The organism is Pseudomonas sp. ASL7, from assembly GCF_056680375.1.
The window spans coordinates 5,687,260-5,710,051 of sequence record NZ_CM155279.1 but is presented as its reverse complement, the minus strand read 5'-3'; the positions used below and the strand labels follow the sequence as shown (position 1 = coordinate 5,710,051).

The following is a 22,792-nucleotide window of genomic DNA, read 5'->3' as shown; positions in this document are numbered from 1 at the left end:
CCCTGTCAAAGTTATGCCGCCAGACATACCTCCATGAGCCATTTCCGGCGCCCCGTCACAAACCTGCGCCGCCCTGCCGGTCAGCCCTGCAGCGCGGTCACCAGCTCTGCCAGCCAAGGTTCGGCGTCGGTTTCAGGCGTCACGCTTTCGCTGGCGTCCAGGCACAGCATCGGCAGAACCTCACGAATGCCCAACTCGCCGAACAATTCACGCATCATCTCGCCCCCACCACAGAACGTGTCGCCATAACTGGCGTCGCCCAAGCCAATCACTGCACCCGGCAAGCCACGCCAGGCAGCAGGCAACTGATCGCGGATCATCGAATACAGCGGTTGCAAGTTGTCCGGCAACTCGCCCATGCCGGTGGTCGACGTCACCGCCAGCAAGGCTTCGGGGCCAAAAGCCTGAATATCGGCGAGACTCGCACGCGGGTTGTGCCAGGTTTCAAAGCCAGCGGCTTTCAAAATGTTCGCGGCGTGGCGGGCGACTTCTTCGGCGGTGCCGTACACCGAGCCGGAAAGGATGGCGACTTTCATCAATCTGTTCCTGAAGCTGCATTAAAGGACGGGGATATTAACAGCCAGAGCCAAAAAGCTGCGATCCGCTCTCATTTGGCGCCACTGGCCAGTAGACACTGCCCAGTGTTCTTCTAGACTGCAGACCTTAATCAATGTGGAAAGGACTCTCCCATGATCAACGCCCAATTGCTGCAAATGGTGATCAACGCCTCCAACGACGGCTTCGTGATTGCTGAAAAGGAAGGCGAACACGACAACATCCTGATTTACGTCAACCCGGCGTTCGAACGCCTGACCGGTTACACCCGCGATGAAGTCCTCTATCAGGATTGCCGTTTTCTTCAGGCGGGAGACCGGGACCAAGAGGCGCTCGCATTGATTCGCGAGGCGTTGAGCAACGGTGGCACCTGCCGGGAAATCCTCAGAAATTATCGCAAGGACGGTACGCCGTTCTGGAACGAACTGTCCCTTTCAACAGTGAAAAACCCAAGCGATGGGCAGACGTATTTTGTCGGTGTGCAGAAAGACGTCACCGCTCAGGTCAAGGCACAGCAGCGAATGGCGCAACTGGAAGCGCAATTGGCAGACCTTCAGGCTGAACTTTGCGCAATAAAAGCGACGAACGGTAAAAACAAAACCTCGAATTAGTGGTCATTAACTACAATCACCGAAGACTTTGTTACTAAACCTTTCGAGCAAGCCATGCAACGCGACGCACTCCTGACCCAGGATGAGCTGGATTTTATCCAGACCATGCAGCACAACCCGCAGCTCAATGTGCGGGATGCGACGTCGAGCCTGCTCGTTAACGGTGGATCGCAGATCCGTGATTTGCTCACGCGCCTGGCGGCTCATGAGCAAGTGACCATCCAGGCCAACTTCGAAAACCAGCAAATGACTTTTCCGCTGCACCTGGTGGAAGACGAGTTTCATGCCCTGCATTTACGCCTCGGCGTACCCAGCATTTATGAAGACGGTCCGTTGGTCCGGCCATGGCGACTGGTACTCGAAGAGCCGGTAGCCCTGGAAAATGCCAGCGGCCATCCCGGCACGATGTGGGTGCATGAAGTGTCGTTCAAAGGGGTTTTGCTGGAAGTTCGCAACAAGACCAAACCGCCAAAACATTTCGCCTTGTGGTTCAGCCCATCAGGGTATGAGCGGATCGCGTTGCGCGGCACTTTCGAGAAAGAAACCGAGAATGGTTTCTACGCCTACCAGTTGAGTCAGAGTGACACCGACGAAACCGAGCGGCTGCGCCAGTACATCCTGCAGCAACATCGGTTGACTCATCCCGCACTGCATCTCTGAGTCTCAAGTATCCAGGTTACCTGCCAGGAACTGTTTCAGACGCTGGCGCATCATCACGGCTTCGTTACCCAAGCATCCAATCGACGATCCGGCCAGGCTCGCCTGCGCCAGATCGGACGCATCGCCTGCCAGAAACAACTGGCAATCAAGGCCCATCGCCAAGCGATTCAAACGCCGTGGCAGTTCAGTAGCAGGCGCATGATTGGATAACAGCACCAGCGCCTGGGGCTTTATCCGCTCGCAGACGAGGGTCAATTCGTCGAATGGCTGACTGAGCGCCAACACCTGAATCGCCGAATCGACACTGCTCAGAAACAGCGCCGTTACCAGCACCTCGAATTCATGACACTGACCTGCCAACGCGCAGACAATCACTCGCCGAGGTTGCATGACACGCACGAGCAGCAGGCGTTGCAACACACGAGAACGCAGAAAAGCATCCAGGAAAAGCCACTCGCTGGTCTGACCGAACGCTTCCTGGCGCAGCATCAATTGCTTCCAGAGCGGAATCAGAATGTCCTGAAATACCACGGTCAGCGGGTAACTGGAAAAGATCTGTCCATAGACCTGCTCCAGCTTGACCTCGTCAAACGCACTCACCGCCGCCTGAACCTGCTGTTGCCATTGGGCATAGTCAGCGAGTACGAGTTCAGTGGGAATCATTGGCGCCAGCGCCTTGAGCGGTTCGGTTTTGGCCAATATCTTGCCAATTTTGCTCACTGCAACGCCGCGATCTATCCAGCCAAGGATGCTGCGGACCTTCTCGATATCGGCCATCGAATACAGACGATGCCCACTGTCGGTGCGCGTGGGCTGGATCAGGCCATAGCGGCGCTCCCACGCCCGGAGTGTGACCGGGTTGACTCCGGTCAGGCGTGCCACCTCTCGGATCGGAAACAACTCTTCCCGCTCGAGGGGAAGATCGGGCAACAAACCAGAGACAACGTCAGTCAGGACAGGCATTAGGGTTGTCTACGTCCAGGGATCAATTGGATCCCATTCTACCTCTCATGTCCCCTGACCATTCAAGCCATTGATCAACGTTTGTTGACTGACACACCGCCATCGCGAGCAAGCTCGCTCCTACAGAGGATGCCCCACGATAGGTGAATGCCGTCACGCGCTGGTATAGTTTTGCTCTTACCGTGACGCGAGCCGTTCATGACCCCATCTTCCGCTCCGATTCTCATCACCGGTGCCGGCCAGCGTGTCGGCCTGCACTGCGCGCAGCGATTGCTGGAAGACGGCCATCCGGTGATTTTCAGTTACCGCAGCGAACGCCCCGGCGTACAGACCCTGCGCGACCTCGGGGCGACTGCGATATTCGCGGACTTCGCTACCGAAGCAGGGATCTTCGCGTTCATCAGCGAGCTGAAAAACCACACCGATCACCTGCGGGCGATCATTCACAACGCTTCCGAATGGCTGGCTGAAACGCCGGACACCGACGCCGCAGCCTTCATCCGCATGTTCAATGTGCACATGCTGGCGCCTTACCTGATCAACTTGCACTGCGCCGACTTGCTGCAACGCTCGAACCCGGCCGACATCGTGCACATCAGCGATGACGTGACCCGCAAGGGTAGCAGCCAGCACATCGGCTACTGCGCCAGCAAAGCCGGGCTCGACAGCCTGACCCTGTCCTTTGCCGCAAAATATGCGCCGACGATCAAGGTCAACGGTATCGCGCCAGCCCTGCTACTGTTCAAGCCTGACGACAACGCCGCGTATCGCGCCAAGGCGCTGGCGAAGTCCGCGCTGGGGATCGAGCCCGGCAGCGAAGTGATCTACCAAAGCCTGCGTTATTTGCTCGACAACCCTTATGTCACCGGCACGACCCTGACGGTCAACGGCGGACGGCACGTTAAATAAGTTGCCCCGCGAGGATGTTTCATGACGCTATTCCTGCCCCAGAACTCACTGTCCCAGAGCTATCGCGAAATCCTCATCGGCCTCGGTGAAAACCCGGACCGCGAAGGCCTGCAAGACACCCCCGCACGCGCGGCCAAGGCCATGCAGTATCTATGTCATGGTTACGAACAAAGTGTCGAAGAGATCGTCAACGGTGCGCTGTTCGCTTCCGACAACGATGAAATGATCATCGTCGACAACATCGAGCTGTACTCGCTCTGCGAACATCACATGCTGCCCTTCATCGGCAAGGCCCACGTGGCTTATATTCCGACGGGCAAGGTGCTGGGCCTGTCGAAGATTGCGCGACTGGTGGACATGTTCGCCCGCCGCCTGCAAATCCAGGAAAATCTCACCCGGCAAATCGCCGAGGCGGTGCAACAGGTGACCGACGCAGCTGGCGTAGCGGTCGTCATCGAAGCCAGGCACATGTGCATGATGATGCGCGGCGTCGAGAAACAGAATTCAACGATGAACACCTCGGTGATGCTCGGCGCCTTCCGCGAGTCGAGCAACACCCGCCAGGAGTTCCTGCAATTGATTGGACGGAGCAAGTAGCAATGCCACAACTTCAACCAGGAATGGCACGCATCCGGGTCAAGGACCTGTGCCTGCGCACTTTCATCGGGATCAACGAGGATGAAATTCTCAACAAGCAGGATGTGCTGATCAATCTGACCATCCTGTATGCGGCTCAGGACGCGGTGCGTGACAACGACATCGATCACGCGCTGAATTACCGAACCATCACCAAGGCGATCATCGCCCACGTGGAGGGTAATCGTTTCGCGCTGCTCGAACGCCTGACCCAGGAAATTCTCGATCTGGTCATGGCCAACGAGTCGGTGTTGTACGCCGAAGTCGAAGTCGACAAGCCCCACGCCCTGCGCTTTGCCGAGTCGGTGTCGATCACCCTGGCCGCGAGTCGCTGACCGCGTCTGGCGCATTGTTCGCCAGGCTTTTATCATCCCGCCAACGATTTAAAAGCACAGAGCCCGCCATGAACGATCAACAACGCCTGGAACTCGAAGCCGCCGCTTTTCGCCGGCTGGTCGCCCATCTGGACAGCCGCAAGGATGTGCAGAATATCGACCTGATGAACCTTTCGGGTTTCTGCCGCAACTGCCTGTCCAAGTGGTACAAGGCCGCCGCCGACGAGCGCCATATCGACGTCAGCCTCGATGACGCCCGCGAAGTCGTCTACGGCATGCCGTACGCCGAGTGGAAAGCCCAATATCAGCAAGAAGCCAGCGCCGAACAACAAGCGGCGTTCGCCAAAGGAAAACCCCATGAGTGATTTGAACACCCTGCGCGCCAGCCTCAACAGCGGCGAACACGCTTTCGCCGACACCCTGGCCTTCATCGCCGCCGGTTACGACTACCAGCCGCAGGCGTTCAACAACGGCGGCGTGGAAAACGCCGCCGGGCAGAACGAAGGTTCGTGCAAGACGTTGGGGCTGGCACTGCTGGAAGGCCTGAGCAATGAAGAAGCGCTGTTGGCGTTCGGCGAGCACTATCGCTCAGTGGTGGCCACGCCAGAGGGCAGCGATCACGGCAACATCCGGGCGCTGATCGCCCATGGATTGGCCGGCGTGAAGTTCTCGCAGCTCCCTCTCACCCGCCGTTAGTCAAAACTGTAGGAGCGAGCTTGCTCGCGATGGACGTTAACGATAACGCGTTCGTCCTAAATAAACGCCTTGCGCTCAAGTCTTTCGCGAGCAAGCTCGCTCCTACAGACCCGAAATCGCACATCCCGACTTTTAAGATTGACCCGGCGACTTTATTTCGTTTGCCGGGCACCTCTGCTCACGGCTTAGATAAAAAGAAGCATCCCTTCTTCCGAGTCAGGCCATTATGAGCAGCGAAAACATCAGTCGGTCGATCAACATCGTGCACCCCGTTACGCTCAGCCACGGCAAAAATGCCGAGGTCTGGGACACCGATGGCAAACGCTACATCGACTTTGTCGGCGGCATCGGGGTGTTGAACCTCGGCCATTGCCACCCGCGCATCGTCGACGCCATTCGCGAACAAGCCACCCGGCTGACCCACTACGCGTTCAACGCCGCTCCGCATGCCCCCTACATCGAACTGATGGATCGTCTCTGCGCGTTCATTCCGGTGGATTACCCGGTCAGCGGCATGCTCACCAACAGCGGCGCGGAAGCGGCGGAAAATGCGTTGAAGATCGTCCGTGGCGCGACCGGCCGCACCGCTGTCATCGCCTTTGACGGTGCCTTCCACGGCCGCACGCTCGCCACCCTTAACCTCAACGGCAAAGTCGCGCCCTACAAACAAAAAGTCGGCGTGCTGCCAGGACCGGTGTACCACCTGCCCTTCCCCAGTAAAGACAACGGCGTAACCTGCGCCGAGGCGCTAAAGGCCATGGACCGACTGTTCAACGTCGAGATCGACGTCGATGACGTTGCCTGTTTTATCGTCGAACCGGTTCAGGGCGAAGCCGGTTTCCTGGCGATGGACGTAGAGTTCGCCCAGGCGCTGCGTAAGTTCTGCGATGAAAAAAACATTCTGCTGATCGCCGATGAAATCCAGTCCGGCTTTGGCCGCACCGGGCAGCGTTTTGCCTTTTCGCAACTTGGCATCGAGCCGGACCTGATCCTGCTGGGCAAAAGCATCGCCGGCGGCGTGCCGCTGGGCGCGGTTGTAGGACGCAAATCCCTGCTCGACACGCTGCCCAAGGGCGGCCTGGGCGGCACTTATTCAGGCAACCCCATCGCTTGCGCCGCAGCGTTGGCGACCCTGGACGAAATGACTGACGCGAACCTGCAAGCCTGGGGCGCGCAACAGGAAGAAGCGATTGTCAGTCGTTATGAAGCCTGGCGCGCCAGCAAGATTTCACCCTGTCTCGGGCGCCTGACCGGCGTCGGTGCAATGCGCGGCATCGAACTGATCAACGCCGATGGCACACCGGCCTCGGCGCAGCTGACACAGCTGTTGGCCCTGGCACGAGACGCGGGCTTGCTGCTGATGCCCAGCGGCAAATCGCGCCACATCATTCGGCTCCTGGCACCGTTGACCACCGAAGCGGCAGTGTTGGAGGAAGGGCTGGATATTCTCGAGGCGTGCCTGGCCAGGCTTTCCTGAACAAGCAAACCGCGATCCGGGACTGACATAGCGAATTATGTTCGCTTGTCGCCCCGGTTTTTGCCCCGCAATACTGACCGAAACCCCTCTGCCCCCTTGTAGGAGCGAGCTTGCTCGCGATGGACGTTAACGATAACGCGTCTTTTCTGGATAAATGCGTTGCCCTGAAGTCCATCGCGAGCAAGCTCGCTCCTACAGATTCTGCCAATTACCCACTTCATTTAGCGAGATCGTAACCACCTACAAGCCGAGGCCTTCATGTATCACGACATATAATTTATAAAAAAAAGTCCAATGATCCTCAATTCCTGCTTGGCGTAGCCGTGGTGTTGTTCCTCGGCGCCTACCTGATGAACCTGGGTAACAGCGCCCTCAGTCACTTCCTGCATCCACTGTTGGGCGATGCCCCGGACAGCCTGACCGCCCGCAACATTGCCATTGGCCTGTTAATCGCCGTACTGGGCACGCTGAATTTTCACATCCTCGGACGCTTGAAGTTCAAGGTGCAGACCACGGTGGTGTGGATCGAACTGCTGATCCTGTTTATGGCGTTCTTCGACACCTTCGACCTCTCCTACAGTTTCATTCTCGACAAGATCGGCTTCCTCATCATCCAGGGTGCTGCAACCACGCTCTACATCTCCGCCGTCGTGATTGTGTTTGCCTTCGTGCTGGCGTTGATCGGTGCAGTGGCCAAGTTGTCGAACAACGGTCTGGCCAATGCCCTCGCCTCGTTCTACACCTCGTTCTTTCGCGGTGTGCCGCTGTTGATTCAGATCTACCTGATTTACCTGGGACTGCCGCAACTGGGCTATGTGGTCGACGCAGTGCCGGCCGGCATTCTCGCGCTGTCACTGTGCTACGGCGCCTACATGACCGAGATTTTCCGTGCCGGTATCCAGAGCATTCCGGTCGGCCAGTGGGAAGCTTCGCGGGCCCTGAATATCAGCCCGTTCAAAACCCTGAGCCGGGTGATCATGCCCCAAGCCTTGCGGGTGATCATCCCGCCCACCGGCAATCAGTTCATTGCCATGCTCAAGGACAGTTCATTGGTGTCGGTGATCGGCGTGTGGGAACTGATGTACCTGGCCAAGACCCAGGGCCGCGCGGACTTTCGCCACCTGGAAATGCTGATCACTGCCGCGATGATTTACTGGGCCCTGTCGTTCATCCTCGAACGGGGGCAGGCGCGAATCGAAAAACGGGTCAACCGACCCACTGCAAGGGGTTGATGCGTGATGACTCGGACCAATACAGCTGAACGACTCGACCTGGCCCCTGCTGCGCAGGTCAGCCCTTCGATGATTTCGATCACCGGCCTGAACAAGTGGTACGGCAATTTTCACGCCTTGCGCGATGTCGACCTGAACGTCGCCAGCGGTGAAATCCTGGTGGTGTGCGGACCGTCGGGTTCGGGAAAATCGACGATGATTCGCTGCATCAACCACCTGGAAAGTTTTCAGAAAGGCCACATCCAGGTCAACGGCATCACGCTGACCAGCGCAGCGGAAAGTGTCAGCGCCGTGCGCAGCGAAATCGGCATGGTGTTCCAGAGCTTCAACCTGTTTCCGCATCTGAGTGTGATGGACAACCTGACCCTGGCACCACAACTGGTGCAAGGCGTGTCGGCCGCCGAGGCCAAAAAACGCGCCCAGGTTTACCTCGAACGCGTGCGAATCGCCGAGCACGCGCACAAGTACCCGTCGCAATTGTCCGGCGGCCAGCAGCAGCGTGTCGCGATAGCCCGGGCGTTGTGCATGAATCCAAAAGTGATGCTGTTCGACGAGCCGACCTCGGCGCTGGACCCGGAAATGGTCCACGAAGTGCTGGACGTAATGGGCGAATTGGCCACCGACGGCATGACCATGATTTGCGTGACCCACGAGATGGGTTTTGCCAGCAAGGTTGCTGACCGCGTGCTGTTCATGGACCAGGGCCAGGTCATCGAACAAGCCTCCCCAGCCGAGTTTTTCAACAACCCACAGACCGAACGTGCGCAGAAATTCCTGTCGCAAATCATCGGTCACTGAAGACCGCTTTGCCCCCATAAAACAATAACGAGACATGGAGATGGACATGGTCAGAAGAAAAAGCGCAATTACCCTCGCCGCCGCACTGTCACTGTTGTTCGTCGGTGCTGCCAATGCCGGTGCAGTGCTGGACAAGATCCAGAGCAGCAAGACGATGACCGTCGCCACTTCGGCGACCTGGCCACCCCAGGGTTTTATCAATGACAAGAATGAAATCGACGGTTTCGATATCGACGTGTCCAAAGAGATCGCCAAGCGTCTTGGCGTCGAGGCCAAGTTCATTACGCCCGACTGGGATGTGATTACCGCCGGCAAGTGGAACGGCCCCTGGGACGTGTCCGTAGGCTCGATGACCGCGACCAAGAGCCGCGCGCGAATCCTCGATTTCCCAGGGACCTATTACTACGTTCCCTACGTTTTTGCCGTACACAACAAATCTTCGGTCACGGACCACAAAGCGCTTAATGGCAAAACCATTGGCGTCGAAGGCGGCACCACGTCCGAGGACTATTTCAGCCAGGCGTTGGCGATTGAAACGACTGACGTTCCGCCGGTCGTGTATGACGTAAAGACCGCAAAAATGAAGACTTACTCCGGTTCCGTCGGACCGCTGGACGATCTGCGCCTGGGCGACGGTACCCGTATGGATGCCATCCTCACTCAACGCAGCACACTGGACGCGGCCGTCAAGAAGGGTTACCCGCTGCGGGCCGTCGATAACGCTGTGGTGTTCTACGAACCGCTGGCCGTGGCCACCGACAAGGGTGACCCGGAACTCAAGGCCAAGCTCAGTGAAATCATCGCGGCCATGCACAAGGATGGGACGCTGACCAAACTGTCGGACAAGTGGTACGGCGTCGACTACTCGACCATCAAATAACCACCGCCCCACCTGTGGGAGCGAGCCTGCTCGCGAAGGACTTTAACGATGACGTGTGCAGCCTGAATACACACCATTGTCCTTACGATTTTTCGCGAGCAGGCTCGCTCCCACAATGGTTAGCGTACGGTCAATTTATTGGCCATTTGCTCAAGGATTGACCATGTCCTTTCCCACCACCTGGTATTCCCAAACCTCGCTGCCCCGAGCGGCGAGGTCCGAATTGAACACCGACGAAACCTGCGATGTCTGCATCATCGGTGCCGGCATCGCTGGCCTCACTGCCGCGCTGGAACTGACCCGCCGCGGCAAACGCGTGATCCTCCTTGAGGCCAATCAGGTGGCCTGGGGCGCGTCCGGCCGCAATGGCGGCGTGGTCTCGCCCGGCTGGGCCGAAGGGTCCGGGGCGATCCGCAAAAAACTGGGGCTGACACAGGCCAAGGCGTTATTCCAGATGTCGGTGGAGGGTGTGGAAATTGTCCGTCGCAACATCACCGAACTGGCCCTGTCCGGTTGCGCACCGACTGCCGGCACGATTCGTGTCAAACGCTACGACGACGGCGTCGGCGTGAAAAACCACATCGACACCCTGCGCCGCGACTTCGGCTATGAGCTCAATTTTCTCGATACCGCCCAGGTCCGCGAGCGGGCGCACACCCAGCGTTATTTCCAGGGTGTCGAAGACCCGAACGCCATGCATTTTCATCCACTCAATTATTGTCTGGGCCTGGCCCTGGCCATTGAAGCGGCTGGGGAAAGAATTTTTGAACACTCAAAAATGCTCGCCTGGCATCGCGAAGGCGCGGACAAAATCGTCAAGACTGCTCATGGCAGTGTGCGCTGTCAGGACCTGGTGTTCTGCGCCGGAGGTTACGGCGGCCCGGAACTGAAAAAACTCAGCCGCGCCTACCTGCCCATCGCCACGTATGTGGTGTTGACCGAACACCTGGGCGACTCAATCAAAAGCGTCCTCGATTCCAGTGCGGCGTTCTCCGACGATCGCCGCGCTTCGGACTACTACCGCATCGTCGAGGGCGACCGTCTGCTCTGGGGCGGACGCATCACCACCCGCAACGAGCAGAACGAAAAAGCCCTGGCGGCGATGCTCAAGGCCGACATGGTGTCGGTCTACCCGCAACTGGCGCCGGTAAAAATCGAGCTGGCCTGGTCCGGCCTGATGGGCTATTCCACCAACAAAATGCCCAACCTGGGATTGCTGGAACCCGGTGTATGGGCCTGCACTTCATTTGGCGGTCACGGGTTGAATACCGGTTCAATCGGCGGCCGGGTGATCGCCGAAGCCGTGTGCGGGGAAAGTGCGCGTTATCAACTGTTCAAACCGTACTTGCTGGACTGGAACGGTGGACCGTTCGGACGGGTTGCCGCCAATGCCATTTATCAATCGTTGAAGGTGATGGACTTCGTCCAGGAGCGGTTGCGCGGTTAATCCGTTCAACCCAAGGTTAAGCCGCAAGGCGAACTCTGTAGCAGCTGGCGAAGCCTGCGTTCGGCTGCGCAGCAGTCGTAAATACGGCTTGCATGGTCTTCCTGACGCACCGCGAGTTCTGATTTTACGACTGCTGCGCAGCCGAACGCAGGCTTCGCCAGCTGCTACAGAGTTCTGCTTTGGGCACAAAAAAACCGGCCGAGGCCGGTTTTCTTATTTCAGCGATCTCAGAACTTGGCGTTCTGCAAGTCGTCGAGGTAACGCTCGGCGTCCAGTGCGGCCATGCAGCCAGCGCCGGCCGAGGTGATCGCCTGACGGTAAACGTGGTCAGCCACGTCACCGGCCGCGAAGATGCCTTCGAGGTTGGTCGCAGTGGCGTTGCCGTCACGACCGCCCTGCACCACCAGGTAGCCGTCTTTCAATGTCAGCTGACCTTCGAACAACGAGGTGTTCGGGGTGTGGCCAATGGCAATGAATACGCCGTCGACTGTCAGCTCGTCAAAGCTGCCGTCGTTGTTTTTCAGACGCGCACCGGTCACGCCCATGTTATCGCCCAGGACTTCGTCCAGCGTCGAGTTCAGCTTCAGGATGATCTTGCCTTCGGCAACCCGGGCATTGAGCTTGTCGATCAGGATTTTCTCGGCGCGGAAGGTTTCGCGACGGTGAATCAGGGTCACGGTGCTGGCGATGTTGGCCAGGTACAGCGCTTCTTCGACAGCGGTGTTACCGCCACCCACCACGGCCACTGGCTTGTTGCGATAGAAGAAACCGTCGCAGGTCGCACAGGCCGACACGCCTTTGCCCATGAACGCTTCTTCCGATGGCAGGCCCAGGTAACGAGCGCTGGCGCCGGTGGCGATGATCAAGGCGTCGCAGGTGTAAGTCGCGCTGTCACCGGTCAGGGTGTATGGCTTGGCAGCGAAGTCCACGGCATTGATGTGATCGAAAACGATCTCGGTTTCAAAGCGCTCGGCGTGCTCTTTCATGCGTTCCATCAACGCCGGCCCGGTCAGGCCATGGACGTCGCCCGGCCAGTTGTCGACTTCGGTGGTGGTGGTCAGTTGACCGCCGGCCTGCATGCCGGTGATCAGCAGTGGCTTGAGGTTGGCACGGGCTGCATAGACCGCAGCGCTGTAACCGGCAGGGCCGGAACCGAGAATAATCACTCGCGAATGACGAACTTCAGACATGACCTGCTCCTGTTGACCGGCCCTGAACACCGGGCGCGGAACGCCGGGTTGCCGGCGGGAATAAAAAGGACCGTTGAAAGCACTTGAGGAAGGCTTGAAGCCGACAGTCCTGTAAAAAGAATGGGTGCAGCGTATCGAGGGGGCGAAGATTAAGGAAATACGGTTTAACAATCCAGCTCATAGGTGGTCTCTATCCCAACACAGTGAATATAAAGACGCCTTTGTTACAGTTAATGTCGATGCCGCTGCCGCGCTTTCGCACCTCGGGCAAAGCCGGTAAGGTCGGCGCGTTTTCCCTTTGCTCGGAGCACGTTATGCCCGCCCCCGTTCTGTCCGGCCCGCAATACCTTCGCGAAGGCCTCAAACTGGTCCTGAGTCCTGGTCTGCGTTTGTTCGTGCTGTTACCGCTGGCAATCAATCTGGTGCTGTTCGTCGGATTGATCTATCTGGCCAGCCACCAATTCAGTTTGTGGGTCGATGCGCTGATGCCGTCTCTGCCTCAGTGGCTGAGTTTCCTCAGTTATGTCCTTTGGCCGCTGTTCGTGGCGCTGGTGGTGTTGATGGTGTTCTTCACCTTCACGATGCTCGCCAACGTCATTGCTGCGCCGTTCAATGGTTTCCTCGCGGAGAAAGTCGAAGTGGTGGTGCGTGGTACCGACGACTTCCCGACCTTCAGCTGGGGCGAGCTGATCGCCATGATTCCCCGCACCCTGGGCCGGGAGATGCGCAAACTCGGCTATTTCCTGCCTCGCGCCATCGGCCTGTTCATCCTCTCGTTCATTCCGGTGGTGAACATCGTTGCCGCGCCGCTGTGGCTGCTGTTCGGGGTGTGGATGATGGCGATCCAGTACATCGACTACCCGGCGGATAACCACAAACTGGGCTGGAACGAGATGCTCGCCTGGCTGCGGCAGAAGCGCTGGCAGAGCATGAGTTTCGGCGGGAGTGTTTATTTGGTGCTGCTGATTCCGGTGGTCAACATTCTGATGATGCCAGCGGCTGTGGCGGGGGCGACGCTGTTTTGGGTGCGTGAGCGCGGCGCAGAAGCCCTCGTGGTGGAGCGGCGCTGATCATCATGAACTGACAGGAAGTCCCGCTCGCTAATCAAGCTTGAGCTGCCCTTTCCCAGCCAACTGATACACAAGGCTGGTACACATGGCACTGATAGCACAACCGTTCCGGCACCCTGATTCGGGTATCTATTACCTACGACGCAGGGTGCCGGATGACATCCGACAGGTGATCGGCAAAACTGAAATTCGCCGTTCGCTGAACACACGAAACCACCACCAAGCCAAGGCCGCATTTGCCATCGCCTATGCGAAGTCAGAGCGCTTTTTCCAACAGGTGCGCAGCGACAATTCGGGCCTAACCCCTGCACCGCGTTCTAATTCCTTCTCAATCGCGAGCTGTACGCACGCACCCCCCACATGTGAAACCACCAGTTCAACCAGCCAAAGCCCTCTCAGGTTCTCAGAAACGTTTCTTCCGTACGTGGAATCATTGGTGACCTGCACACGTAGTCCGTCGCCATACAGTTGACTACAAGAGGTCCGTTGATCGATTCGCCACCCTAAGGGGCGACCCCGCATAACGGAAATTGGACAGAAGCACATCCAGGATTTTGCCGAAAAGCTAACTAAGTCCGTTGTGAAACACGGCAATACGCCCTTGGCAACGTCTCCGATTCGACTGATCATCGCCCGTCTTTCATCCGTATTTTCTTTTGGTGTCGATGCGGGTTTGATCGAACTCAGCCCGCTGAGTGCGTCGCGTATCCACAAACGTTTAGGGTCGTCCAAACCGAAGGAAGCCGACGCGATGTGCCATTGCATGACGCCCTGCTGAAGCTCGGCATTTTGGAGCTGGTGAACGGGAAAGACCAAGAATCTCGTCTATTTCCACCGTTGATCAAGGTATCCGATGGCTTTGCGGGCAAAGTTTCCAAAGTATGGCGTCCATTGGTTATTCGTTGGAGCGTATATCGAAAGGGACGTCACCCCCTTCACGGCTTCCGACATACCTTCAAGACCACAGCCTGACAGGTTGGAATTCCCGAAGAAGTAAGCGATTGGATCACCGGTCATGCGTGCTCGAATGAGGATGATCGGTATGGGGTGAACCCTTTGTCCAGAATGGCAGAGGAAATACAGAAGCTTCCGGGCATTGCAAAGGCTGCTGGACTAATCCCCGGCAAATAAAAAGGTTCTTCACGGAATCCCGGGAAGAACCAATAAAAAGGGAGGCCGCGAAGTTTTACCGCCGTGCGCGACTGCGCCTGGTATTTTCTTGAACTGAACATCATCAGGCGAGGATGATAGCGGAATGAAGATATCCCGCTGTCTGAGCCTAATATTTCTATTGCTTGAGCCTTGGCAGGCGAGCGGGGGAAAAGAAATCTGGTTGCAGCCCTGCTTTGCACAAGTTGATTGGTGGTGCACCGTCCAGAAACAAACCGGCAGCCCACGCGGAAAGGGCTGGCGAGGTTAGAATGCCACTGCCACCTTGCCCCGCCAGCCAAAAGAAATTCACGTCTTGTGGACTGAAACCCACCACCTGCCGTTTGTCTGGGGCAAAGCTTCGCAGCCCCGCCCATTTGTGAGTGATTCGGTCGATTGGTAGCGTCGTCGATTCCGACAGAAAGTGTGCTGCATAGGCGATGTCCAGTTCATCAGGCTGCGCGTCGCAAGCCACGCTCGGGGTTGCATCGGCGGGTGAGACCATGATCCGTCCAGATTCGGGTTTGAAGTAAAACGCTTCTTCGACTTCGTTTACGCCTGGTACGGTGGAGATATCCATGCCTTCAGGGCCATCGACCGTGATTGCCGTGCGGCGGTAGGGCACGATACCGAGCCGTTCGAGACCGGCCAGCGCGGCGAAATCATCCGCCCAGGCACCAGCGGCATTGACTATTTTTCGGCAACGTACCTCACCTGCCGGGGTTCGCAGATGATAAACACCGCATTCACGATGGATCGAGGTGACTGGGCTTGCGAGCTGCACCTGCGCTCCGGCTCGACGAGCTAATCGAAGGTAGCCCTGCAATAGGCTGTCGACCTCCATATCCCAACTCAGCGGGTCGTAGAAAGCGGCGGCAACATAGTCCTCCTTCAGGAACGGCACCATCGCCAAGGCGTCGTGGGGATGCAGCATGTGCGACTCGGGCGAAGTGGACCGTGCATGGTTAAATGCCGACTCGATCAAATGTGCACGCTCGCGCGACGCAATGATCAGATTGCCACGCGGAATTAGAAGATCGACATCTGTGAACCCTGCAGGGGGATTAACGAGAAAATCGTAGGAGCCTTCGGCAAGGATGCCGACCCATGGGCTTTGATACTGGCTGGAAAACTCTGCAGCCGAGCGGCCTGTGGAGTGATAACCGACTTGGCTTTCTCGTTCGAGCAAAATTAGCGAGCGTTGTCCCGCGATTCTATAAGCAAAAGAAGCCCCTGCAATACCGCCACCAATGACGGCGACGTCAAAAATCTGAGACATACTAAACTCCAGAGTTCGGTGGTGTAGCGCGGATCATTTCGCGGTCTAGTGGGTAGATCGGACGTGGTATTTTGCTGAAGGGCAGACGTCCATAATCCAATGTGCAAAGTGCACCGCTGTCGCAGATCAATACGCTGCTGGCAATCGGTTCAAAGGCCGCACGGAAATGTTGCATCGACTTCAGAGCAACAACACGTTTTTTGGCCGGGTCGATGCCAAAGGCGCGAAATTGCTGGAGATCCAGCATTTGCAATGCAGCGCTGGTCACCAAGATTTCGATGCCATCGACAACCAGCACTGCGGTCGGTCCGAAGCTCTGTTTCAAGCCTCCAATCATGGGGCCATCACCGATAAAATCACCGTTGCTAACCAGTAAAATACGCCCGGTTACAGTCAGCGGTTCACCGCCGAAGCGGGGATCGCTCTTGCCACCGATGGCTACTGTCACCGTGGTATCGACACCTTTTTGACACAGAATCGCAGCGACCTCAGGGTCGACCAATGGGCCAAAGCACGCATCCTCTACTCCGGCAGCCAGCAGGGCCCGTAACAGTTCAGTGCCGTCACCATAAGCGCCAGCGCCAGGGTTGTCGGCGTAATCAGCGATAATCAAAGGGCCGTTTTTAAGGGGATAGGTGCGGGCGATTTGCGCGACTTCGTCCACTGTATGATAGGTATTCATCACTTCGGCGCGGCGGTTCCAGATGTCATCTGCCAGACTTTGGGCAAAGGTGCGATGCAGGCGGTCACAACCGTCATAAGTGACGAGAACTGTAGGCCCGACTTCGGCAATATCGGCTTCCGGGAATGCGCCATTGATGCTGACGGCGAGTGCGCCTGGCTGTTCAGCCTCCCAGGCACGAGCCTTTGCGATGCGCTCGATCATCGGCCCGACATCGGTACGCCCACCGTTGGCTTCCTCGAGCATTGGCAGATGAATGCGCAACGTGCGCGGCTCGATTTCACCTTTCATGGTTCGCTGCAGTAAGGTACCCGCGTGGCAGGCGGTCTCCTTCAGGTCAATATGCGGGTAGGTCTTATAGGAAACCAGGATCTGTGCAAGCGCACACATGCGTTCGGTCACATTGGCATGTAAATCCATTGTCAGAGCAATAGGCAGATTGGGGCCGACTACGGCACGCAATCGCGTCAGAAGTTCACCTTCGCCATCATCGGTATGCTCGGCGACCATGGCGCCATGCACGCACAGCAGAATGCCGTCGAAGTTTTGCGCTTTGGCTGCCTCGACAATCAAACCGGTCAGGTATTCGTAGGCCTCGACGGTTACCGGCCCCGAAGGCCCGCTCCAGGCGCTAACGACATGGTGCATATCCCAATTGAATTCGGTCGCGCAACTAAGCGCACCCGCCAGGCCGGTATTGGATTCGTTGCGTTGTTTCACCGCTTCCTCGCCTAGCATCAGGGTCTGGCTCCGGAACTCTGGTAGACCGGTCTTACGGGTACTGAAGGTGTTCGACTCGTGCAAAAATTCGGCGGTAAGGACTTTGAATGACATTTAGAACTCCGGGGCAAGGACCGTCGATTCATGAACGTGGCACGCCACGGCATGTTGGCCAGAACGGGGTAGGAGGATGGGCAGGCTTTCACGACAATGTGGTTGTACTTTTGGACAGCGCCCGGCAAAGGCACAACCGAGTGGCGCATCGTAGCCACTCGGAATTTCGCCGGTGATCCGCACAATCTCATGTCGCTGGTGCGGATCGGGAGCAAGAACGCTGGCCATCAGCGCCTTGGTATAGGGGTGGATCGGCGTGGCGCCTCGAGGGAGGACTTCAACCACACGACCGAGGTACATCACCAACGTTCGATCGCAGAAATACTGCACCAACGCCAGATCGTGGGAAATGAATATGTAGGTGAGGTCGAGCCGATCACGCAAGTCCTGCAGCAGACGAATGACTTGCGCCTGGATTGACACGTCGAGAGAGGCCGTTGATTCGTCAAGCACGATTAGCGAAGGGTCCAGCGCCAGTGCCCGGGCGATGCCTACCCGCTGTTTCTGTCCACCTGACATTTGATGTTGGTAGCTGTCAGCCAGGTGAAGCGGCAGGGCTACCATCGTCAAGAGTGCATCGACCTTGGCGCTAGCTTGTGTCGACGACAGATGGATGCCCTGCACTTGAAAGGGTTCAAGGAGCGTATCGCGCACCTTCTGTCGTGGGTCGATTGAGGAGTAAGGGTCCTGGAAAACCATCTGAAAATGACGCCGAAGTGGCCGCAAGTCTCGTGCCGTAAGACTGGCGATATCCGTACCGTCAAACAGCACTTCGCCGGACGTGGGCGTCAAAAGCCGCATGATGAGTCGAGCAAGCGTTGATTTTCCACAGCCCGACTCGCCGACAACGCCCAGCACTTCGCCACGTTGCACGTCGAAGGAGACATCGCTGACGGCGCGAAAGTGACGTCGAGTCTTGAGGATGCCGCCACTGGTAAAAGTTCGTCCGAGGCCGCGTACTGATAAAATCGACTTCATGGCAATTGTCCGGCAGTTTGCAGGAAACAAGAAACGCTGCGTCCGGCCTCGCTCTTAGGCTGGGGCATCGAATGGCGGCATATATCTATCGCCCTGCTGCAGCGGGGATTGAAGCGACAACCATCAGGCATGTTGCCGGCTGATGGCACCACTCCGGGGATTCCCGCCAGGCTTCCCGGGGGCATGTCTGGTCGTGGGATACAATCGATTAACGCACTGGTATAAGGGTGTCGTGGGTTATCGAAAATCGTCGTCACCGAGCCGTATTCGACCACTTGCCCGCAATACATTACGGCGACGCGATCACAGGTTTGGGCCACGACCCCCATATCATGTGTAATCAACACCAGTCCAAGGCCGCGTTCACGAACGAACTGAACTAGAAGCTGAATGATCTGGGCCTGGACGGTTACATCCAGCGCTGTGGTCGGCTCATCGGCAATCAGCAGATCGGGATCACCGGCTAACGCCATGGCGATTACGATTCTCTGGCGCATACCGCCAGACAGTTGGTGTGGAAACAGATCATAGGCAAGAGCCGGATCGGGAATGCGCATGCGTTCCATCAACTCGACCGAGCGCGCTTTCGCTTCGTGACGATCCAGATGTAAATGCAGTTGTGACACTTGATCTATTTGCCTGCCGACGCGAACCACGGGGTCGAGCGACGTCATGGGGTTTTGCGTGATGAGTGCGATCCGCCCACCGCGTAACGCGCGATAATTACGTTCGTCCAGAGTAGTAAGGTCCGTGCCATCTAACCGGATACTGCCGGACTTAACCCGTCCCCCCATTAGCGGCAAGAGTCCCATGATGCTCATCGCAGTCATCGATTTTCCAGAGCCGGACTCACCGACAAGCCCAAGGATCTCACCTTTGTCGAGACTCAAGTCGACCCCGGACAAAGGCTCGAACGGTCCGAATCCGACTTTCAAATTTTCAATGGTCAATAACATGGATTCAACGACTCCTCGCTTGAGCCTTGATATCCAAGGCATACAGGACACCCTCTCCAAAAAGATTGATGAAAATGACGGAAAGAGCAATGAGTGCGCCTGGCAACAGGATGACCCAGGGTGCACTGAATAATTGTGCTGACCCGGTGCTCATCATGGCTCCCCAGCTTGGTACCGGCGGTTGTACACCCATACCGAAAAATCCAAGAGTCGCCTCAAGGAGGATCGCGTTGCCGGTGTTCATCATGGCGATGACGATGACCGGGGCCACCACATTCGGCAGCAGTCGACGCATGACGATATGTGTTGGCCCTGCTCCCAGGCTCAGGCTTGCCTCCACGAATGTCTGACGCTTCAAGCTTCTGATCTGGGTGCGGGTAAGACGCGTAAATTGCGCCAGGTAGGCGATGCTGATCGCGAGAATCGTACTGGACGAGCTGGGACCAATGATTGCCACGATCAAAAGTGCCAGCACAATTTCAGGGAAGCTCCAGGTCAGGTCGACGATAGACATCACAATCCGGTCCAAACGACCACCGACATAGCCGCAAATGGCGCCGATCAGAATGCCAGTAGTCACTGAAAGACTAATGGCTACCAGTGAGACACTGAGCGAAGTTCGGGCGCCGAAAATGACTCGCGAGAGCACGTCTCGACCGAACTCGTCGGTGCCGAACCAATGCGCGACAGACGGAGACTGGGCGGCGATGGAGAGATTTTGCAGGTCGTATGGGTAAGGCGCCAGCCAGGGTGCGGCGCAGGCAATGAAGATCAGAGTCAGCAGAGCGACGCCGGAGATAGCTGAACTGAACGTCGGCATCAACACAGATATGTTCCTGCAGACGGAAGAAGGAAGAGAGGTCATGGAAGAAGGAAGAGAGGTCATTGTGCAGAGTCCTCACGTTGACGCGGGTCCATAGCGGCTTGCAGCAAATCCCCCAGCAGCGTACCGAGCATGACTGCAATGGCCAGAAACAGCAGGCAGCTCTGTATCAGCGGATAGTCGCGCTGCGCTAAGGCGCGGATTAAAAGCGAACCCAGCCCCGGCCGGGCAAATACATACTCCACTGTCACCGAGCCGCCGACGATCAGACCGATACGCAAACTTAGAATCGTCACCACAGGAATGAGGGCGTGACGCAGGATGTGGCGTAGCTGGATCGTCCAGCGAGACAGCCCCTTGGCATGCAGCAGCATCACGAAGTCTTCGCGGGCAATTTCAATCATGGAGATGCGTGTCACCTTGGCAACCAGCGCCATACCGCCCAATCCAACGGTAATTACGGGCAGGATCAACGAGGTCCAGTGACGTGCACCGGACACCGGTACCCAACCAAGTTCGACAGCAAACAACATGATCAGCAAAAGGCCAAGCCAGAAGGTGGGGACCGTCGAGCCGAGCAACGACATCCCCATCAGGCTGTGATCGATCAAGCGATTTTGAAAAGACGCGGCAATCGCTCCGGCCAGCAGGCCGGTGACCGCCGAGAACATTAATGCCCAGCCACCGAGGGCCAGGCTATAGCCTAGATTGCTCATGATGAGATCGGCCACCGGCCGGCGCATCACAATTGCTGTCCCTAAGTCGCCGTGAACAATACTGTTTAGCCAAACGAAATACTGTTCAATCAGACTACGGTCCAGACCATAGCGGGCCACAATTTCCGCTCGCTGGGTTACCGAAGCGCCCACGCTCATCATGTTATCAACCGGGTCTCCTGGCACCATATGGACTATCAGAAAAACAACGCCAGAGACGACGAAAAAGACTGGAATCATCGCCAGCAGCCTCCGAATAAAATAACTCATCATGTCAGTCGTCTCCGGTCGTCATATTCTGCCCCTTATTCCTTCATTGAAATGTCAAGCACGCTCTGGGCCGAAAATTGCGGTCCGTCGATTTTGCTGGGCAATTCCAGATGTTTCTTGTCGAAGACCATGCTCTGTTCCGGCTCATAGATCGGAGCAAAGGGGTATTGGCTGAGCACATATTCGTGATAGGCAAGGAAATTGGCGGATCGCTCTTCCGGTGTCCGCGAACCTGTCAGAGCCTTGGTCCGCAATTCCTCAGCCTTTGCATCCTTCCACATCGAAACGTTGGGGTAGCCGAGGCGTTCAGCACTGAAGAACCAATCGAGGATGTCTGCGTTGTTCCAGCCATAGCTGCGCACCGCCAGTTGCTGCGTTCCCTTCTTGTATTCGGCTTTAATTGAACTGCTATCGAGAATCGAGATTTTTGCGTTTATACCCACAGCTTTCAGCTGTGCCTGGATGACTTCTGTCATGCGTTTGAACTCGGTGTCGCTTTGCGCCACCAATGTCACGCTCAATGGCTTGCCATTTTTTATGCGGACTCCGTCAGATCCAACCTTCCAGCCTGCCTCTTCGAGCAGGGCCTTGGCTTGTGCAGGGTCATAGGAAATGTTGAGTTTTGGATCGACCTTGGATTCCGGCAGTGAAGCAATCAGAAAGTTGTGCGCAGCACGTCCCTTGCCAGCGAACAAACTATCGACAATTTCTTGTTGGTTAATGGCTAAGGCCGTGGCCTTACGCACTTTTAAATCGGTAAAAGGTTCGATGGTGGTGTTGATCGGCATGTAGAAAATGCCGAAGCCTGAGTTGCTTTCAATTGTCGCGTTGTTCAGTGTCTTGTATTGCGCCAGGATGTCACTCGGGACATCAATCACCAGATCAACACCGCCGGTCTTGAATTCGAGAAAGGCCGTAGAGGAATCAGCAATCTCGCGCATGGTCAATTTGTCTATCTTTGCCGGCCCTTTGTTAGCAGATAGAGGACCGCCCCAGTTGTAGTTTGGATTACGAGCCAGCACAGCCTCTGAGCCGATAGTAAAACTTTCAAGCATGTACGGCCCCGTGCCGACGGCGACCGTCACGCCGTATTTTTCACCCGCCGAGTCATAGGCCTTGGGACTTGGAATGCCCATGAATCCACTTGAAAGGTTGTAGAGCAGGTTGGTGTCGGGATGCTTCATCACGAAATGCACAGTGTAGTCATCGACAACCTCGACCTTGTCGATGGCGCTGACCAAAAAGGCGTTTTCGGTTCCAGCAAATTTCGGTATCCACCAGGCAATGGTCTGAGCGTTGAAGGGCTCGCCGTCGTGGAACGAGACACCCTTGCGCAGGTGGAAGGTCCAACTCATGCCATCTGCCGTGGTTTCCCAGCTTGTCGCTAGGTGTGGATGAAATTTCTGATCCGCGCCCTGGTCCACCAGACGGTCGTAGATCACGCCATCAACCAGCGTCACCAATGTGCTACGGATTGGGTCCAGAGAGGGCGCGCCCGCTTGCGAAGAGGGCAAAACAAAGGTGGCTTCAGTAGCCGCCAAAACACTATTTGAAAGTAGTCCTCCTGCGCAGATGAAACTGAGAGCAAACAGCGGCCCGTAATACTTGCCTTTGATTACATTCACGATGGAGCTCCTCTATTTGTT

The 22,792-nt window shown here is 56.9% G+C and carries 24 protein-coding genes; 14 read left to right on the top strand and 10 right to left on the bottom strand.

All coding sequences use genetic code 11. From position 1 onward, the window contains the following. Positions 1-80: 80 nt before the first annotated feature. Positions 81-536 carry a flavodoxin gene (locus AC1MDT_RS26340; protein WP_480419635.1) on the bottom strand — a complete coding sequence of 152 codons (456 nt, stop codon included), beginning with the start codon at positions 534-536 and terminating at the stop codon, positions 81-83. Between the two features lie 153 nt (positions 537-689). On the opposite strand from AC1MDT_RS26340, the gene AC1MDT_RS26335 reads away from it, so the two are divergent. Both AC1MDT_RS26335 and AC1MDT_RS26330 read left to right on the top strand, forming a co-directional pair. Further along, the gene (locus tag AC1MDT_RS26335) at positions 690-1,166 is read left to right on the top strand and encodes a PAS domain-containing protein (protein ID WP_480419634.1); all 477 of its coding nucleotides are present in this window, start codon (positions 690-692) and stop codon (positions 1,164-1,166) included. A gap of 54 nt (positions 1,167-1,220) precedes the next feature. After that, a complete protein-coding gene (locus AC1MDT_RS26330) occupies positions 1,221-1,826 on the top strand; it encodes a hypothetical protein (RefSeq protein ID WP_480419633.1) in 606 nt (201 codons plus the stop codon). A gap of 3 nt (positions 1,827-1,829) precedes the next feature. Here AC1MDT_RS26330 and AC1MDT_RS26325 read toward each other — a convergent pair whose 3' ends face one another. Continuing rightward, on the bottom strand, positions 1,830-2,789 hold the full coding sequence (locus AC1MDT_RS26325; protein WP_480419632.1) for a MerR family transcriptional regulator: 960 nt from the start codon (positions 2,787-2,789) through the stop codon (positions 1,830-1,832). 198 nt (positions 2,790-2,987) lie between these two features. Between AC1MDT_RS26325 and folM the strand changes: the two genes are divergently transcribed. From folM to AC1MDT_RS26275, 10 genes are all read left to right on the top strand, one after another. Next, positions 2,988-3,698, top strand: a complete 711-nt coding sequence (folM, locus tag AC1MDT_RS26320; protein ID WP_480419631.1) for a dihydromonapterin reductase — start codon at positions 2,988-2,990, stop codon at positions 3,696-3,698. A gap of 21 nt (positions 3,699-3,719) precedes the next feature. Next, positions 3,720-4,295, top strand: coding sequence for a GTP cyclohydrolase I FolE (gene folE, locus AC1MDT_RS26315; RefSeq protein ID WP_480419630.1), 576 nt, complete (start codon positions 3,720-3,722; stop codon positions 4,293-4,295). Between the two features lie 2 nt (positions 4,296-4,297). After that, positions 4,298-4,669, top strand: coding sequence for a dihydroneopterin triphosphate 2'-epimerase (gene folX / locus AC1MDT_RS26310; RefSeq protein ID WP_059403284.1), 372 nt, complete (start codon positions 4,298-4,300; stop codon positions 4,667-4,669). Positions 4,670-4,737: 68 nt separating this feature from the next. Continuing rightward, positions 4,738-5,034: a DUF1244 domain-containing protein gene (locus tag AC1MDT_RS26305; protein WP_480419629.1), complete on the top strand. Its 297-nt coding sequence runs from the start codon at positions 4,738-4,740 to the stop codon at positions 5,032-5,034. Then, positions 5,027-5,365 carry a HopJ type III effector protein gene (locus AC1MDT_RS26300; RefSeq protein WP_480419628.1) on the top strand — a complete coding sequence of 113 codons (339 nt, stop codon included), beginning with the start codon at positions 5,027-5,029 and terminating at the stop codon, positions 5,363-5,365. The genes AC1MDT_RS26305 and AC1MDT_RS26300 overlap by 8 nt, the downstream gene beginning before the upstream one ends. Before the next feature lie 226 nt (positions 5,366-5,591). Continuing rightward, positions 5,592-6,842, top strand: a complete 1,251-nt coding sequence (locus AC1MDT_RS26295; protein WP_480419627.1) for a 2-aminoadipate transaminase — start codon at positions 5,592-5,594, stop codon at positions 6,840-6,842. 323 nt (positions 6,843-7,165) lie between these two features. Beyond that, positions 7,166-8,074: an amino acid ABC transporter permease gene (locus AC1MDT_RS26290; RefSeq protein WP_480419626.1), complete on the top strand. Its 909-nt coding sequence runs from the start codon at positions 7,166-7,168 to the stop codon at positions 8,072-8,074. A gap of 69 nt (positions 8,075-8,143) precedes the next feature. Further along, positions 8,144-8,872 (top strand): amino acid ABC transporter ATP-binding protein, encoded by a 729-nt coding sequence (locus tag AC1MDT_RS26285; RefSeq protein WP_414908830.1) that lies wholly within the window; start codon positions 8,144-8,146, stop codon positions 8,870-8,872. A 46-nt stretch (positions 8,873-8,918) separates the two neighbouring features. Beyond that, positions 8,919-9,752 (top strand): transporter substrate-binding domain-containing protein, encoded by an 834-nt coding sequence (locus AC1MDT_RS26280; RefSeq protein WP_480419625.1) that lies wholly within the window; start codon positions 8,919-8,921, stop codon positions 9,750-9,752. 163 nt (positions 9,753-9,915) lie between these two features. After that, positions 9,916-11,199 (top strand): NAD(P)/FAD-dependent oxidoreductase, encoded by a 1,284-nt coding sequence (locus AC1MDT_RS26275; protein ID WP_480419624.1) that lies wholly within the window; start codon positions 9,916-9,918, stop codon positions 11,197-11,199. A 227-nt stretch (positions 11,200-11,426) separates the two neighbouring features. Here AC1MDT_RS26275 and trxB read toward each other — a convergent pair whose 3' ends face one another. Further along, entirely contained in the window at positions 11,427-12,389 is a 963-nt protein-coding gene (gene trxB / locus AC1MDT_RS26270) for a thioredoxin-disulfide reductase (protein WP_480419623.1), read from the bottom strand. Between the two features lie 314 nt (positions 12,390-12,703). Between trxB and cysZ the strand changes: the two genes are divergently transcribed. After that, positions 12,704-13,459, top strand: coding sequence for a sulfate transporter CysZ (cysZ, locus tag AC1MDT_RS26265; protein ID WP_480419622.1), 756 nt, complete (start codon positions 12,704-12,706; stop codon positions 13,457-13,459). 85 nt (positions 13,460-13,544) lie between these two features. Continuing rightward, complete coding sequence (locus tag AC1MDT_RS26260; RefSeq protein ID WP_480419621.1) at positions 13,545-13,931, top strand: DUF6538 domain-containing protein; 387 nt, start codon at positions 13,545-13,547, stop codon at positions 13,929-13,931. An 816-nt stretch (positions 13,932-14,747) separates the two neighbouring features. Here the strand turns inward: AC1MDT_RS26260 and AC1MDT_RS26255 are convergent. Genes AC1MDT_RS26255 through AC1MDT_RS26225 form a run of 7 tightly spaced genes read right to left on the bottom strand, consistent with a single transcriptional unit; the run spans position 14,748 to position 22,771 of the window. After that, a complete protein-coding gene (locus tag AC1MDT_RS26255) occupies positions 14,748-15,887 on the bottom strand; it encodes an NAD(P)/FAD-dependent oxidoreductase (RefSeq protein ID WP_480419620.1) in 1,140 nt (379 codons plus the stop codon). A 1-nt stretch (position 15,888) separates the two neighbouring features. After that, positions 15,889-17,403, bottom strand: a complete 1,515-nt coding sequence (locus tag AC1MDT_RS26250) for a M81 family metallopeptidase (RefSeq protein WP_480419619.1) — start codon at positions 17,401-17,403, stop codon at positions 15,889-15,891. Continuing rightward, positions 17,404-18,381, bottom strand: a complete 978-nt coding sequence (locus AC1MDT_RS26245) for an ABC transporter ATP-binding protein (RefSeq protein ID WP_480419618.1) — start codon at positions 18,379-18,381, stop codon at positions 17,404-17,406. After that, entirely contained in the window at positions 18,378-19,337 is a 960-nt protein-coding gene (locus tag AC1MDT_RS26240; RefSeq protein WP_480419617.1) for an ABC transporter ATP-binding protein, read from the bottom strand. The genes AC1MDT_RS26245 and AC1MDT_RS26240 overlap by 4 nt, the downstream gene beginning before the upstream one ends. A gap of 4 nt (positions 19,338-19,341) precedes the next feature. After that, entirely contained in the window at positions 19,342-20,223 is an 882-nt protein-coding gene (locus tag AC1MDT_RS26235) for an ABC transporter permease (RefSeq protein ID WP_480419616.1), read from the bottom strand. After that, entirely contained in the window at positions 20,220-21,149 is a 930-nt protein-coding gene (locus AC1MDT_RS26230) for an ABC transporter permease (RefSeq protein ID WP_480419615.1), read from the bottom strand. The genes AC1MDT_RS26235 and AC1MDT_RS26230 overlap by 4 nt, the downstream gene beginning before the upstream one ends. Before the next feature lie 32 nt (positions 21,150-21,181). After that, on the bottom strand, positions 21,182-22,771 hold the full coding sequence (locus AC1MDT_RS26225; protein ID WP_480419614.1) for an ABC transporter substrate-binding protein: 1,590 nt from the start codon (positions 22,769-22,771) through the stop codon (positions 21,182-21,184). Between the last annotated feature and the right edge of the window lie 21 nt (positions 22,772-22,792).